Here is a 14,306-nt window from a genome sequence, read left to right as displayed (position 1 = left end):
CACCTCAGTGCACGGTCTCGGCGATGTGCTGCGTACCGATCCGCTTGCGGAACACCCAGTACGTCCAGCCCTGGTAGAGCAGGACGACCGGAGTGGCGATCCCGGCACACCAGGTCATGATCTTCAGCGTGTACGGGCTGGACGAGGCGTTGGTGACCGTCAGGCTCCAGTCCGGGTTCAGCGTCGACGGCATGACGTTCGGGAAGAGCGTCAGGAAGAGCATCGCCACCACTGCCACGATAGTCAGCCCCGACAGGGCGAACGCCCAGCCCTCACGGCCGGCCCGGGCCGCGACCAGGGCCACGAGGAGCGACGCCACGGCCACGACCATCGCCACGAGCGATGCCCCGTCGCCCCGGTCGGACTGCGTCCACAGCAGGAAGACGAGCGCCAGCAGAGCGGTCACCAGCCCGACGCGCAGCGCCAGCTTCCGCGCCCGCTCCCGGATGTCCCCGACGGTCTTGAGCCCGACGAACACCGTCCCGTGGAAGGTGAACAGCGACAGCGTGACCAGACCGCCCAGCAGCGCGTACGGGTTGAGCAGATCCAGGACGCCACCGGCGTAATTGAAGTCCTGGTCGATCTTCACGCCCCGCACGATGTTGGCGAAGGCCACGCCCCACAGGAACGCGGGCAGCAGCGAGGCCCAGAAGATCGCCGTCTCCCAGTTGCGCTGCCAATTCTCCTCGGGCCGCTTCACCCGGTACTCGAAGGCGACACCCCGGACGATCAGGCAGACCAGGATGAGCAGCAGGGGCAGGTAGAAGCCGGAGAAGAGCGTCGCGTACCACTCGGGGAAGGCGGCGAAGGTCGCGCCGCCCGCCGAGAGCAGCCACACCTCGTTGCCGTCCCAGACGGGGCCGATGGTGTTGATCAGCACCCGCTTCTCGGGCCGGTTGCGCGCCAGCAGCTTCGTGAGCACACCGACCCCGAAGTCGAAGCCCTCCAGGAAGAAGTAGCCGGTCCACAGGACGGCGATCAGGACGAACCAGACGTCGTGCAGTTCCATGACTGTGCAGCTCCCTCGGCCTAGTACGAGAAGGCCATCGGCTTGTCGGCGTCACGGGAGTCGCCGCCGATCTTGGTGGGCGGGTTGAGGTCGGCCTCGGTGAGCTCCGGCGGGCCCGCCTTGACGTACTTGACCAGCAGCTTGACCTCGATGACGGCGAGGATCGCGTACAGCGTGGTGAAGACGACCATCGAGGTGATGACCTCGGCCTGGGAGACACCGGGGGAGACGGCATCACGCGTCTGGAAGAGGCCGTAGACGACCCACGGCTGGCGGCCCATCTCGGTGAAGATCCAGCCCCAGGAGCTGGCGATCAGCGGGAACCCCAGGGTGAGGATCGCGATGCGCCAGTACCACTTGGTGAGGGTGGGGCCGAGGGCCTTCTTGGGCAGCAGCACGAGATGCGGCACCTCGTCGTCGCCCACCCTCAGGTGCTGCGGCAGCATGAACTTCTTGCGGGTCAGCCAGAGCCCGGCCAGGCCGATGGCGAACGACGTCATGCCGAAGCCGATCATCCACCGGAAGCCCCAGTAGGCCACGGGGATGTTGGGCCGGTAATCGCCGGGGCCGTACTTCTCCTGCTCGGCCTTGTTGACGTCGTTGATGCCAGGCACGTACGAGGTGAAGTCGTCCTTCGCGAGGAAGGACAGCAGGCCGGGGATCTCGATGGCGACCTTGTTGTGGCCCTTGTCGACGTCGCCCACGGCGAAGATGGAGAAGGGCGCCGGCTTCTCGCCGTCCCACAGCGCCTCGGCCGCGGCCATCTTCATCGGCTGCTGCTGGTACATGATCTTGCCGAGCACGTCGCCGCTGATCGCGGTGAGGAGGCCGCCGATCACGACGGTGACGAGGCCCAGCCGCAGCGAGGTCTTCATCACGGGGACGTGCTTCTTGCGGACCAGGTGGAAGGCGGCGATGCCGACCATGAAGGCGCCACCGGTCAGGAAGGCCGCGGTCAGCGTGTGGAAGACCTGGGCGAGCGCGGTGTTCTGGGTGAGCACCAGCCAGAAGTCGGTGAGCTCGGCCCGGCCCTTCGTCTCGTTGATCTTGTAGCCCACCGGGTGCTGCATCCAGGAGTTGGCCGCGAGGATGAAGTAGGCCGACAGGATCGTGCCGATCGAGACCAGCCATATACAGGCCAGATGGATCTTCTTCGGCAGCTTGTCCCAGCCGAAGATCCACAGGCCGATGAAGGTCGACTCGAAGAAGAAGGCGATCAGGGCCTCGAAGGCCAGCGGCGCACCGAAGACGTCACCGACGAAGCGCGAGTAGTCGGACCAGTTCATGCCGAACTGGAACTCCTGCACGATGCCGGTGACCACGCCCATCGCGATGTTGATCAGGAAGAGCTTGCCCCAGAACTTCGTCGCTCGGAGGTACTTCTCCTTCTCCGTCCGCACCCAGGCGGTCTGCAGACCGGCCGTGAGCGCAGCCAGCGAGATCGTCAGGGGGACGAACAGAAAGTGGTAGACGGTGGTGATGCCGAACTGCCATCGCGCCAGGGTCTCCGGCGCCAGAGCCAGGTCCACGTCGCCGCTCCTTACCTACGCTTGTGAAAGCGTTCACATTCACAAGCCATTATGCAGCACGGACTTTCGAGCCCTGGAGGGGGTCCCCTGTCTCCCCCGTCACAGTCGACCTCTTGGCCCGAACTTCAACATACTGTTGAATCGACAGCATGCGGACACCGACATCGGTACAGATACGGATCTCCTGGCCGGCCGGCCATCTCGACGCGTCGCTCGTCGACACCCCGACCAGCCAGGTCCTGGTCAAAGCGCTGCCCCTCGTCTCCACCGCCCGCACCTGGGGCGAGGAGGTGTACTTCGACACAGGGGTGTCGATTTCACGTGAAACAGACGCCCGTGAGGTCGTCGAGCCGGGCACCGTCGCCTTCTGGACCGACGGCGATGCCCTCGCCCTCCCCTACGGACCCACGCCGATCTCCCGGGGCGACGAGTGCCGCCTCGCCGGCCCGTGCAACGTCCTGGGCCACCTCGACGGCGACCCCGGCCTGCTCGCGACCGTGCGGGACGGCGACCCCGTACGCGTGGAACTCCTGGACGCCTGACCTGACTCGCGGGGCCCTGCACCTTCCTGCGGAGCCTCACCACTCCTTGGGGACCTTCGGCCCTCGCCGAGCCCTACTGCTCCTTGAGGAACCCTTCCGCCACCTTCAGGAAGATGTCGTTCGCCTCGGCCTCCCCGACCGTCACCCGCACACCCTCGCCCGGGAACGGCCGGATCACCACGCCCGCCTGCTCGCACGCCTGCGCGAACGCGATCGTGCGCTCCCCCAGCCGCAGCCACACGAAGTTGGCCTGGGTCTCGGGCACCGTCCAGCCCTGCGAGCGCAGCCCGTCGACCACGCGCGTGCGCTCGCACACCAGCGAGCCGACCCGGCCGAACAGTTCGTCCTCGGCCCGCAGTGAGGCGATCGCCGCCTCCTGAGCGAGCTGGCTCACGCCGAACGGCACCGCCGTCTTGCGCAGCGCCGCGGCAACCGGTTCGTGGGCGATGGCGAAACCGACGCGCAGGCCGGCGAGGCCGTACGCCTTGGAGAAGGTCCGCAGGACGCAGACGTTCGGCCGGTCGCGGTAGATCTCGCGACCGTCCGGCACCTCGGGGTCGCGGATGAACTCGCGGTAGGCCTCGTCGAGGACCACCAGCACATCGCTCGGCACCCGGTCGAGGAAGCGTTCCAGCTCAGCCCGCTGTACCACCGTGCCGGTCGGGTTGTTGGGGTTGCAGACGAAGATCAGCCGCGTGCGGTCGGTGATCGCGTCGGCCATCGCGTCGAGGTCGTGCACATCACCGGCCGTCAGCGGCACCTGGACCGACGTCGCGCCGCTGATCTGCGTGATGATCGGGTACGCCTCGAAGGACCGCCAGGCGTACATGACCTCGTCGCCGGGGCCTGCGGTGGCCTGGATCAGCTGCTGGGCGACGCCGACCGAGCCGGTGCCGGTGGCCAGGTGGGAGGGGGGCACTGCGAACCGCTCGGACAGCTCGTTCATCAGCCCCGTACAGGCCATGTCCGGGTAGCGGTTGAAGTTACCGGCCGCCGCCGTCACGCTCTCCATCACGCCCGGCAGCGGCGGATACGGGTTCTCGTTGGAGGACAACTTGTAGGCCACCGGACCACCTGCCGCGGCGGGCTTGCCCGGCTTGTAGGTGGGGATCCCCTCCAGCTCGGCGCGCAGCTTGGGGCTCGTCTCGCTCACCGCAGTCCTCCTCGTGAAGACCGGCGGCCCATGACCGCCACCGACATCCAATACTGCTCACCATATGAGGATTCAGCGCCGCTGCGTATAGCCACGGCCGAGCGGCCGGCTCCGGCCTCGTCCGTACCACCGGCATCAGGGGCATCACCACACCAAGGCGTACGAATCCGGGGGCGCGCTGCACATATATCTATGCGCCGGTGGTGTACGCCGTGGCGCGCATCCCCCGTGCAGGTGAGTTGAGACCTCTTCGCAACATCGACCCCTCGACAGGCCTGTGCGTGCCGACAAGACACGTATTGGCTTGAGAGCGCTCAACACCCTTGGTTTCGCAAGCAATTGGGGTTAAATGATCATGCAGAAACGTGCCTGTCAAGGCGTGCATATGCGTCCGCACTACCCCACCGCATGAGCCCTACTATCGGCTCGCCATGACAGCAGCAGGGAAGCACCAGGTGAGCCGCGCGGAAACCTCACGGCGAGGCAGTCGGCCGGGTCGGGCCGGCATCAGAGACGTGGCCGCCGCCGCCGGAGTCTCCATCACGACCGTCTCCGACGCCCTCAACGGCAAGGGCCGGCTCCCGGACGCCACCCGGCGCCATGTCCGGGAAGTCGCCGACCGGCTGGGCTACCGGCCCTCAGCCGCGGCCCGGACCCTCCGTACCGGCAAGTCGGGACTCATCGGCCTGACCGTGACCACGTACGGGGATGAACCTTTCACCTTCACGGAGTTCGCGTACTTCGCCGAGATGGCGCGGGCCGCCACCTCAGCCGCGCTCGCCCGCGGCTACGCCCTCGTCATCCTGCCCGCGACGTCCCGCCACGACGTGTGGTCGAACGTCGCCCTGGACGGCACGGTCGTCATCGACCCCTCCGACCAGGATCCGGTCGTCAGCGAACTCGTCCGGCAGGGGCTGCCGGTCGTCTCCGACGGCCGCCCGGCCGGGGCGCTGCCGGTCACGGCCTGGGTCGACAACGACCACGAGGCCGCCGTCCTCGGCATCCTCGACCACCTGGCCGACGCCGGCGCCCGCCGCATCGGCCTGCTGACCGGCACGTCCACGGACACGTACACCCACCTGTCGACCACCGCGTACCTGCGCTGGTGCGAGCGCGTCGGCCAGGATCCGGTGTACGAGGCCTACCCGGCGCACGATCCGTGCGCGGGCGCCGTCGCCGCCGACCGGCTCCTAGCCCGGCCCGACCGGCCCGACGCGGTCTACGGACTGTTCGACCCGAACGGCACCGATCTGCTCGCCGCCGCCCGCCGCTACGGCCTGCGCGTCCCCGAGGACCTGCTGCTGGTCTGCTGCAGCGAGTCCACGGTGTACGCCAACACCGAGCCCCCCATCACCACGCTCTCCCTGAAGCCGCGCCGCATCGGCACGGCGGTGGTCCAGCTCCTCATCGACGCCATCGAGGGAGTGGACTCCGACCACACGGTGGAGCAGGTGATACCGACGGAGCTGATCGTGCGCACCTCGTCCCAGCGACGCCCGCCGCGCACGACGGTCAGCCCGCCGCGTTCACCCGAGGGGACGTAGACCCCCACCCGGGTCGATGGAAGGTCGTACTCCTGGGGAGAAACAGGGCCGGTCCCCCGGAGAGAAGGGATCGTTCTCGCGAAGAGAAGAAGAGCGAGGACGGTCACACGGTGGTCAAAGCCCGGCCCAATCGGGGCGAAAGCCGCGGTGAACTGGACTCTTGCTCTGATTCACCACCCCTGGGTCATCACATGGCGCGATCCGCATTCCTATGATGGGCCCACGACACCCGCGGGCCGCTACGACCAGGCAGTCCGATGCGGTGCAAAGCGGCGCGATGGTGGAGGGGTCGATGACTCAGGGGGCCGGTCAGGGACCCGAGGTGGAGCGGACGGCGACGCTGCGCGACTTCCGGGTGCCCGCGTACGTCCACGAGGCCGGTCCGCACGTCCACAGCGTCCACCCCGGCGAGGTCGCCCCGCCGCGCGAGGAGGCCTACCCCGAGGGGTACACGCCGACCCAGCGCGACCTTCCCGTCGTCAATCGGGGTGACACTGTCCAGGTGACCGTGGACCCCGAGACCGCCGCCGCCCCGCAGACCTCCACCGGGCAGGGCCCGCTGTACGTCGTGGGTGACGTGCACGGCTACCTCGACCAGCTGGTGTCGGCCCTCCAGGAGAAGGGCCTGCTCGACGCCGCCGGCAACTGGTGCGCGGGCACCGCCCGGCTGTGGTTCCTCGGCGACTTCACCGACCGCGGCCCCGACGGCATCGGCGTCATCGACCTGGTGATGCGGCTGTCCGCCGAGGCCGCCGCGGCCGGTGGCTACTGCAAGGCGCTCATGGGCAACCACGAGCTGCTGCTGCTCGGCGCGAAGCGGTTCGGCGACACCCCCGTCAACTCCGGCGCGGGCACCGCCACCTTCCAGGCGGCCTGGCTGCTCAACGGCGGCCAGAAGACCGACATGGACCGCCTCCAGGACCACCACCTGCAGTGGATGTCCCGCCTCGACGCCATCGAGGAGGTCGACGGCCACCTGCTCGTCCACTCCGACACCACCGCCTACCTCGACTACGGCCGCTCCATCGAAGAGGTCAACGACACAGTCCGCGAGACGATCACCCGCAACGACGCGGACGAGGTCTGGGACCTGTTCCGCAAGTTCACCAAACGGTTCTCCTTCCGCGACGAGGGCGGCGCCGACGCCGTGCGCTCCCTGCTCGATACGTACGGCGGCACCCGCATCGTTCACGGGCACAGCCCGATTCCGTATCTGCTGGGCGAGGTCGGCTCCGAGGACGACGAGGACAACCGCGACCCCGTGATCGAGGGACCGCACGTCTACGCCGACGGACTCGCCATCGCCATGGACGGCGGCGTGACCATGGCCGGAAAGCTGCTGGTCCAGCAACTGCCGCTGGATACGTGAACGTTCACCGGGCCGGCGCTCCCGGTCGGAGGACGGGCCGGTGAGGAGCCAATTTCGGTAAACCCCCTGTCACCGCATACCGTCGCCGCTCTACCATCGGCTTATCCGTAGCAGGCTCCCCTCCGTTTCTGCCCGACGGCTCGTCAGCATGCCGAGCCCCAAGCCCTACGGAGCATCGGGGGATGCACATGAACAGCGTTCCGCAGCACCTGCTGAGCGAGGACCGCCAGGAATACGAGCGGATCCTCGATGAGGCGCTGCGCTCCGCACCACACCGTCCGGAACTGGCCGCTGTAGGACAGCGCCTCAACTCCGAACAGCTGCGCACCATGGCGCTGAACGCCACCGCGCTCATCACGGCGGCCGCGTCGACGGAGTACCAGCACTACGTCAAGGTCCGCGACGAACTGCGGCAACCGGCATCGGCCGGCTCACCGGCCCTGCGTGAATCCCGTTCCTCCGAGCCGGGTACGGACGTGTCGGGGCTCGCCGCGACCACGGGAGGGGTCGCCGAGACCGCCGGCGCGGGTGCCGTCGCCGTCGTCGCCGTGCTCGCACCCGTCCTGGCCGGAACGGCCGCGGCGATCTTCCTGCTCGTCGGCTACATTCTGCGGATGCTCGACCCCGAGCAGGGGTTCGCCCGGACCATGCTCACCACGGGCTGGGTGTTCGGCGCCGTGACCGCGGTCGCGATCCTCGTCGCCGCCGTGGGGCTGCTGCTCACCGCCCTGCGCAACAAGCCCACGGCCGAAGGCGGGTCGTACGGCGAACTGCGGGGCGAGGTGGCCCAGGCCAAGGAGGCCTGGCACGAGGCCCTGCTGGAGCGCGGCATCCTGCCCTTCCTGCGGGAGGCTCTGGTCGACCCCGGCGCGGCGACAGCACTGCACCACACGCCTTCGTCCACGCCGGTCAGCCGCATGCCGCACCTCGGCTACGGACGGCCGGGGTTCACCAGCCCGGACGACGGCGACCGCGGCTCGCGCCCCAGCTTCAGCAGTCCGGACTACAGCAGCCCGGACTTCGGCGGGCCGGAGCACCAGCAGGAGTAAGCCCCGTCGTGCCCCTCCGACCTCGCGGCTCGATCGAGCGGATCGAGTGGGCGGATCGAGTGGGCGGATCCGCGTGGGCCGTCGGCGTGGGCGCGTCCGAACGGGCGGACCCGGGACCCGAGCGGGCGGACCCACAGGCCGGGGGACCAACGGCCCCGGGCCTGTGCGCGGCCGAGTCAGTCCGCGATGGGTCAGTCCGCGATGGGCAGGTACACGCGGTTCCCGCTCGCCGCGAACTCCTTCGACTTCAGGGCCATGCCCTCCTCGATCTCGTTCCGGGTGCCGCCGTGTTCACGGCGGATGTCCTGCGAGATCTTCATGCTGAACAAGTCCAGACCGGAGTCACCGCCACCCCGTTGTCGTACCCGGATGGCACAGTGCACCGCCATGAATACTGACCGGTTCTGGAGCATTATCGAATCCGCGCGTTCGTCGGCCGCCATCTCTGGCGTGCCGTTCGACGAGGCCCTGGTGCTGTCATCGCAGCCGCGAGCAGCCACCGTGACGAGGCACTGTTCTACGAGGACGTGAACTACGCCGCCGATGGCGCCTTCGAACGCCTTACGGGAAACCCGGATGCCTTCAACGAGGCTTGGGCCGGGTACCGGTCAGCTGCTCATCAGGACGTCGATGCAACAGACATGGGGGAAGACTTCGACTTCGACGACGCGAATGAGATGTATCGGCGACTGCCCCGTCTGGCGAGGCTCTATCTCGGAGCCGGCGACTAGATGGAGTCGAGATCCAGGAGCCGGCTCACAGGAATCGCGCCCGGTCCACGACCAGGGGACTGACGTCGTCGTCCAGCCCTTCAACAGACGCTCTGCCGTTGCGCACGTAGGCAGATCCGTGCCCTGCAGGCCGGACAGAACGGCCCACGACTACACGAGCCGCGGGCCGTCCCACACGGCTCCGACTAATCCGCCAGCGGCAGGTAGACCCGGTTCCCGCTCGCCGCGAACTCCTTCGACTTCCGGAGCATCCCTTCAGCGATCTCCTCGGACGAGGCTCCCTCAGCCGCCGCACCACCGAACCGCTCTGTGATGCTTTGGCTAATCTTCATGCTGCAGAACTTGGGACCGCACATCGAGCAGAAGTGAGCCGTCTTGGCCGGCTCGGCGGGCAGGGTCTCGTCGTGGAACTCCCGTGCCGTGTCCGGGTCGAGGGCCAGGTTGAACTGGTCCTCCCACCGGAACTCGAACCGGGCGTCGGACAGCGCGTCGTCCCACTCCTGCGCACCCGGGTGTCCCTTGGCGAGGTCGGCTGCGTGGGCGGCGATCTTGTAGGTGATGACGCCGGTCTTGACGTCGTCACGGTTCGGCAGGCCCAGGTGCTCTTTGGGCGTGACGTAACACAGCATCGCCGTGCCCCACCAGGCGATCATCGCGGCACCGATGCCGGAGGTGATGTGGTCGTACGCCGGTGCGACGTCCGTGGTCAGCGGGCCGAGCGTATAGAACGGAGCTTCATCGCAGATCTCCTGCTGAAGGTCGATGTTCTCCTTGATCTTGTGCATCGGGACGTGGCCCGGGCCCTCGATCATGGTCTGTACGTTGAAACGCTTGGCGATCCGGTTGAGTTCCCCGAGCGTCCTCAACTCCGCGAACTGCGCCTCGTCGTTGGCGTCCGCGATCGAGCCGGGCCGGAGGCCGTCGCCGAGCGAATACGTGACGTCGTAGGCCGCGAGGATCTCGCAGAGCTCCTCGAAGTTCTCGTACAGGAACGACTCCTTGTGGTGTGCGAGGCACCAGGCGGCCATGATCGAGCCGCCGCGGGAGACGATGCCGGTCTTGCGGTTCGCCGTCAGCGGCACGTACGCCAGGCGCACTCCCGCGTGGACCGTCATGTAGTCCACGCCCTGCTCGGCCTGTTCGATGACCGTGTCCTTGTAGATGTCCCAGGTCAGCTCCTCCGCCCGGCCGTCGACCTTCTCCAGGGCCTGGTAGAGCGGCACGGTGCCGATGGGGACGGGGGAGTTGCGCAGCACCCACTCGCGCGTGGTGTGGATGTTGCGGCCGGTGGACAGGTCCATGACCGTGTCGGCGCCCCAGCGGGTCGCCCAGGTCATCTTCTCGACCTCTTCCTCGATGGAGGACGTCACCGCCGAGTTGCCGATGTTGGCGTTGACCTTCACCAGGAACCGCTTGCCGATGATCATCGGCTCGATCTCCGGGTGGTTGACGTTGGCCGGCAGCACGGCACGGCCCGCGGCGATCTCGTCCCGCACTACCTCCGGCGCCACGTTCTCCCGGATGGCGACGTACTCCATCTCGGGCGTGATCTCGCCGCGACGGGCGTACGCGAGCTGGGTGACCGCCTCGCCGTTCCTCCCGCGGCGCGGCTGGCGGGGCCGGCCGGGGAAGACCGCGTCCAGGTTGCGGAGGCCGCCACGGGGCGAGGTGTGCTTGATGCCGTCGTCCTCGGGGCGGACGGGACGGCCCGCATACTCCTCGGTGTCGCCGCGGGCGATGATCCAGTTCTCGCGCAGCGGCGACAGGCCCCTGCGGACGTCGGTGTCGACGAGCGGATCGGTGTACGGGCCCGACGTGTCGTACAGCGTGACCGACTGGCCGTTGGTGAGGTGCACCTGACGGACCGGCACGCGCAGGTCGGGGCGGGTGCCCTCGACATACGCCTTGTGCCAGCCGATGGACTTCCCGGCCTCCTCGGACTTCTCGTCCTGAACGGAGGCAGGCGTGCGTGCGTCCTTGCTGGTCATGAGACCTACTCCCTACGCCGGCATTACCCGGTAACAGGTTCGGCGGTCGACGCAGCGATTTCCGTCCGGCGACGTTTCGTGTGAAACATCACTCGAGTCCGGCGATGTTTCATGTGAAACATCGCTGGGACGGAGGTCAGCGCCCTCTCAGCCCGGTGCTCCGAGCTCCCGCGTGTACAAAAGGTGCCTCCACGCTAGCGGCAATTCTGGCGCGGTGAACAGAGGGCCCCCCTCGTTCTTGCGATGATCGGGCGGTGACCACGACGCAGCGTCCCCCCTACCCACCGCCCGAACCGCCCCGCCGGTCCGGCACCGGAAACGGCAACGGCCGCGGTGACGGCCATGATTTCGCCGCCCCGGCCGGACACGGGCCGACCGGGGGGCGGAGCCCCGGGCTCGAGTACGGGCGTGACGCGGGTTTCGGCCCCGGCTCGGGCCCCGGTGGTGAGTACGGGCCGGGCGCCGGTGGCGGCCAGGGTGCCGGTCCCTCCGGTGGCCACAGCGGCCCTGGCGGCCCCGCCGGTGGGCAGGGCCCCGGTGACGGGCACGGCTCCGGACCTCGTGGAGGTGGCGGGCACGGTCAGGGCGGAAGCGACGGACGCGGGCACGGCGGTGGCGACGGACACGGTCACGGGCCCGGTCCCGCCCCGGGTGGCGGGCACGGGCACTCCCACAGCCACGGCCCGGCCACGCCCGTATCCCGGCACCTGCGCAAGGTCATCGCGGCGATCCTGATCCCGTTCGCCGCGGCGGTCCTGGTCGGCCTCGCCGTGCTGTGGCCGGGCGGCGCTCCGTCGCACGAGCGCACCGGCGTCGGCTTCGACCGGCAGACCCAGGACGCCACGGTCACCAAGGTGGTCGAGGTGAGCTGCAAGGAGGCCGGCGCTTCGGGCGTCCCGCCGACCGGCGACACCTCCACCGCCGAGGGTTCCTCAGCGGTGCAGCAGGAGCAGGGCACCTGCAAGCGGGCGACGATCCGGGTCGACAGCGGCGACGACAAGGGCCGTACGTTCACCGAGATCGTCCAGCCCGACCAGTCCCGCCAGCTGCACGAGGGCCAGGAGGTCGTGGTCGCCTACGAGCCCTCGGCGCCGAAGGACCTGCAGTACTCGGTCACCGACATCAACCGCCGTCTGCCCATGGGGCTGCTCGCCGGCATCTTCGCGATCGCCGTCGTGGTCGTCGGACGACTGCGGGGCGTCATGGCCCTGGTCGCGCTGGCCATCAGCTTCATGGTGCTGAACTTCTTCATCCTGCCCGCGATCCTGCAGGGCTCGAACCCACTGGTCGTGGCCGTGGTGGGCGCCAGCGCCATCATGCTCATCGCTCTGTATCTGTGCCACGGCCTGTCCGCCAGGACATCGGTGGCCGTGCTGGGCACCCTGATCTCGCTGCTTCTGATCGGCATCCTGGGCTCGGTGTTCATCGACTGGGCGGCCCTGAGCGGCAACACCGACGACAACACCGGCCTGATCCACGGCCTCTACCCGACGATCGACATGAGCGGTCTGCTGCTCGCCGGCGTCATCATCGGCTCGCTGGGCGTGCTCGACGACGTGACGGTCACGCAGACCTCGGCGGTCTGGGAACTGCACGAGGCCAACCCCTCGATGGGCTGGCGCGGGCTCTACCGCGCGGGCATCCGGATCGGCCGCGATCACATCGCCTCGGTCGTCAACACGCTCGTCCTCGCCTACGCGGGTGCCGCACTGCCGCTGCTGCTGCTGTTCTCGATCGCGCAGAGCAGCGTGGGGACGGTCGCCAACAGCGAGTTGGTCGCGGAAGAGATCGTGCGCACGCTGGTCGGTTCGATCGGCCTGGTCGCCTCGGTGCCGGTCACCACGGCTCTGGCGGCGCTGGTGGTCTCCGCCGACCGCCCCGGCGCGGAGCCGGCCGTGGAAGCATCTGCCGTCCCCGCGCGCGCCGGCAGGGGCCGACGCCGCAAGCGCTGACGCCCCCTTGGCCGACGACGGCGCCCCGTCCTCCGCCGCCCGGCCCGCAAGAGGATCGCCCGGTCATACGAAGATCGCAGGAAGAAGCGTTCCTGCACAGCTCGGCGGCATCCGGTGAAGCGTTACTCCACCGTGCCGCCGGGCCCATGTCTCAACCAGCGCCCTGCTCGGCGAGGATGCGATCCAGCGCCTCGTCGAGGTGCGCATCGAAATCGGCGAGCGAGCCCTCCTGCCCCAGCGGCACCAGCTTGTCCGTACGGTCGAGGAAAGCGACGAGCGGTGCCGTCGACGACCGGAACAACGCCTGGTCACTGCCCACCTGAAGCCGGATCAACACCTCGCCCAGCGCGTCGGGGTCGACGGGCGTGACCCGCACATCGCCCTCCCCGCACGGCCGGCCCACACCGTCGATCAGCAACTCCCGCCCGAAAGCCCATGTCACCGGGGCATCACCGGGCAAATGGAACGTCAGCCGGACGGCATAGGGATCACTGGACTCATAGCGCAGCTCCACCGGAATGCGGAAGGAGAGCTCCTCGGACACGAGGAAGCTCATCATGACCTCTGCTTGCACGGACTCGCGCATCGATAACCCCGTCATTCGCCGTGACTGGCCGGGAACGAACCTCTGACACTTGTGGAATCTTGCTGAACGTACACAGCAGATCACAAGGAGTGAGTTTTCACATACTGATACAGAGCGCGAGTGAGCCGAGCATCGCCCCGATCTCGGCCTGCAACTGCCGCGCCGCGGGCAGCAGACGATCGGCCTGGTGTGCGGGGAGTGAGATGGCCATCGTCGCTGCCGTGGTGCCGAGCGTGAGCGGAATCGCGGCGCAGACGGTGCCCAGGGCGTACTCCTGACGTTCGGTCACCGGTTCCATGCGCCGGATGCGCTCCAGGCGCCGGAGCAGGCTGTGGGTGTCGCGCACCGTGTACGGCGTGAGGGGCTGCACCGGGTAGCGGTCGAGGTGGTCCCGGCGGGCTTCCTCGTCCAGCTGGGACAGCAGGCACTGGCCGACGGCGTGTGCGTGCCCGGTCTCGCGGAAGTCGGCCCACTCCTCGACCGCCGGGGTGCCAGGAGAGTCGGAGACGCACACGACCTCGATCTCGCCCTCGCGGTAGACCGCGTAGTACACGGGCACGCCCAGGACGTCCCGCCAGTGGGCGAGCGCGTCGACGACCGTGCTGCGACGTTTCTGCCGCGCTCCGCTGCTGCTCAGCCGCTCGGCGGCCGCACCGAGGAAGAACAGGCCCTTGTCCCGGCGTAGATAGCCCTCGTGCACGAGCGTGCGCAGCAGGTGGTAGGTCGTGGGCAGTGCCAGCCCGGTCTCGCGGGCCAGTTGCTTGGCGGGGGCGCCGTACTCGTGCCCGGCGACGGTCTCCAGCAGGCGCATCGCGCGCTGCACGGATCCGATGAGGGTCGGCGGAGGTGGTGGT

Annotated in this window: 13 protein-coding genes and 1 riboswitch; of the genes, 6 read left to right on the top strand and 7 right to left on the bottom strand. The window is 68.6% G+C overall.

Annotated features, from left to right (window positions below; genetic code table 11):
- Window positions 1-4: 4 nt before the first annotated feature.
- Together cydB and K4G64_RS02085 are read right to left on the bottom strand one after the other, a co-directional pair.
- The gene (gene cydB, locus K4G64_RS02090) at window positions 5-1,009 is read right to left on the bottom strand and encodes a cytochrome d ubiquinol oxidase subunit II (protein ID WP_221754289.1); all 1,005 of its coding nucleotides are present in this window, start codon (window positions 1,007-1,009) and stop codon (window positions 5-7) included.
- A 20-nt stretch (window positions 1,010-1,029) separates the two neighbouring features.
- Window positions 1,030-2,538, bottom strand: coding sequence for a cytochrome ubiquinol oxidase subunit I (locus tag K4G64_RS02085; protein ID WP_221754288.1), 1,509 nt, complete (start codon window positions 2,536-2,538; stop codon window positions 1,030-1,032).
- 149 nt (window positions 2,539-2,687) lie between these two features.
- Here K4G64_RS02085 and K4G64_RS02080 point away from each other — a divergent pair, with 149 nt between their 5' ends.
- On the top strand, window positions 2,688-3,080 hold the full coding sequence (locus K4G64_RS02080; RefSeq protein ID WP_221754287.1) for a cyclophilin-like fold protein: 393 nt from the start codon (window positions 2,688-2,690) through the stop codon (window positions 3,078-3,080).
- A gap of 73 nt (window positions 3,081-3,153) precedes the next feature.
- On the opposite strand, the gene hisC is transcribed toward K4G64_RS02080, so the two are convergent.
- On the bottom strand, window positions 3,154-4,233 hold the full coding sequence (hisC, locus tag K4G64_RS02075; RefSeq protein WP_221754286.1) for a histidinol-phosphate transaminase: 1,080 nt from the start codon (window positions 4,231-4,233) through the stop codon (window positions 3,154-3,156).
- Window positions 4,234-4,664: 431 nt separating this feature from the next.
- Between hisC and K4G64_RS02070 the strand changes: the two genes are divergently transcribed.
- The 3 genes from K4G64_RS02070 to K4G64_RS02060 all read left to right on the top strand — a co-directional run bounded on the left by K4G64_RS02070 (window position 4,665) and on the right by K4G64_RS02060 (window position 8,195).
- A complete protein-coding gene (locus K4G64_RS02070; protein WP_221754285.1) occupies window positions 4,665-5,777 on the top strand; it encodes a LacI family DNA-binding transcriptional regulator in 1,113 nt (370 codons plus the stop codon).
- 277 nt (window positions 5,778-6,054) lie between these two features.
- Window positions 6,055-7,146, top strand: coding sequence for a metallophosphoesterase (locus K4G64_RS02065; protein WP_260459874.1), 1,092 nt, complete (start codon window positions 6,055-6,057; stop codon window positions 7,144-7,146).
- 182 nt (window positions 7,147-7,328) lie between these two features.
- Entirely contained in the window at window positions 7,329-8,195 is an 867-nt protein-coding gene (locus tag K4G64_RS02060; RefSeq protein ID WP_221754283.1) for a hypothetical protein, read from the top strand.
- Window positions 8,196-8,386: 191 nt separating this feature from the next.
- On the opposite strand, the gene K4G64_RS39770 is transcribed toward K4G64_RS02060, so the two are convergent.
- Entirely contained in the window at window positions 8,387-8,515 is a 129-nt protein-coding gene (locus K4G64_RS39770; RefSeq protein ID WP_260459894.1) for a hypothetical protein, read from the bottom strand.
- A gap of 207 nt (window positions 8,516-8,722) precedes the next feature.
- On the opposite strand from K4G64_RS39770, the gene K4G64_RS39765 reads away from it, so the two are divergent.
- On the top strand, window positions 8,723-8,926 hold the full coding sequence (locus K4G64_RS39765) for a hypothetical protein (protein WP_260459873.1): 204 nt from the start codon (window positions 8,723-8,725) through the stop codon (window positions 8,924-8,926).
- Window positions 8,927-9,111: 185 nt separating this feature from the next.
- Here K4G64_RS39765 and thiC read toward each other — a convergent pair whose 3' ends face one another.
- Window positions 9,112-10,914: a phosphomethylpyrimidine synthase ThiC gene (gene thiC, locus K4G64_RS02050; protein ID WP_260459872.1), complete on the bottom strand. Its 1,803-nt coding sequence runs from the start codon at window positions 10,912-10,914 to the stop codon at window positions 9,112-9,114.
- Window positions 10,907-11,096: riboswitch (TPP riboswitch) on the bottom strand. (Overlaps the previous gene by 8 nt.)
- 72 nt (window positions 11,097-11,168) lie before the next feature.
- Here thiC and K4G64_RS02045 point away from each other — a divergent pair.
- Window positions 11,169-12,866: a YibE/F family protein gene (locus K4G64_RS02045; RefSeq protein WP_221754282.1), complete on the top strand. Its 1,698-nt coding sequence runs from the start codon at window positions 11,169-11,171 to the stop codon at window positions 12,864-12,866.
- A gap of 151 nt (window positions 12,867-13,017) precedes the next feature.
- Here K4G64_RS02045 and K4G64_RS02040 read toward each other — a convergent pair whose 3' ends face one another.
- Window positions 13,018-13,452 carry an SsgA family sporulation/cell division regulator gene (locus tag K4G64_RS02040; RefSeq protein ID WP_030849994.1) on the bottom strand — a complete coding sequence of 145 codons (435 nt, stop codon included), beginning with the start codon at window positions 13,450-13,452 and terminating at the stop codon, window positions 13,018-13,020.
- A 97-nt stretch (window positions 13,453-13,549) separates the two neighbouring features.
- On the bottom strand, window positions 13,550-14,284 hold the full coding sequence (locus tag K4G64_RS02035) for an IclR family transcriptional regulator C-terminal domain-containing protein (RefSeq protein WP_308122193.1): 735 nt from the start codon (window positions 14,282-14,284) through the stop codon (window positions 13,550-13,552).
- Between the last annotated feature and the right edge of the window lie 22 nt (window positions 14,285-14,306).

It is taken from the genome of Streptomyces sp. WAC04114 (genome assembly GCF_019733245.1).
Lineage (GTDB): Bacteria > Actinomycetota > Actinomycetes > Streptomycetales > Streptomycetaceae > Streptomyces > Streptomyces massasporeus_A.
The sequence above is the reverse complement of the archived record's forward strand: the minus strand, read 5'-3'. Positions and strand labels throughout refer to the sequence as shown.

Bases quoted from the DNA above. Each gene is read 5' to 3' on its own strand.
- K4G64_RS02080 (WP_221754287.1), top strand. From the start codon at position 2,688: ATGCGGACACCGACATCGGTACAGATACGGATCTCCTGGCCGGCCGGC.
- K4G64_RS39770 (WP_260459894.1), bottom strand. From the start codon at position 8,515: ATGAAGATCTCGCAGGACATCCGCCGTGAACACGGCGGCACCCGGAAC.
- K4G64_RS02065 (WP_260459874.1), top strand. From the start codon at position 6,055: ATGGTGGAGGGGTCGATGACTCAGGGGGCCGGTCAGGGACCCGAGGTG.
- K4G64_RS02040 (WP_030849994.1), bottom strand. From the start codon at position 13,452: ATGCGCGAGTCCGTGCAAGCAGAGGTCATGATGAGCTTCCTCGTGTCC.
- K4G64_RS02060 (WP_221754283.1), top strand. From the start codon at position 7,329: ATGCACATGAACAGCGTTCCGCAGCACCTGCTGAGCGAGGACCGCCAG.
- cydB (WP_221754289.1), bottom strand. From the start codon at position 1,009: ATGGAACTGCACGACGTCTGGTTCGTCCTGATCGCCGTCCTGTGGACC.
- K4G64_RS02070 (WP_221754285.1), top strand. From the start codon at position 4,665: ATGACAGCAGCAGGGAAGCACCAGGTGAGCCGCGCGGAAACCTCACGG.
- thiC (WP_260459872.1), bottom strand. From the start codon at position 10,914: ATGACCAGCAAGGACGCACGCACGCCTGCCTCCGTTCAGGACGAGAAG.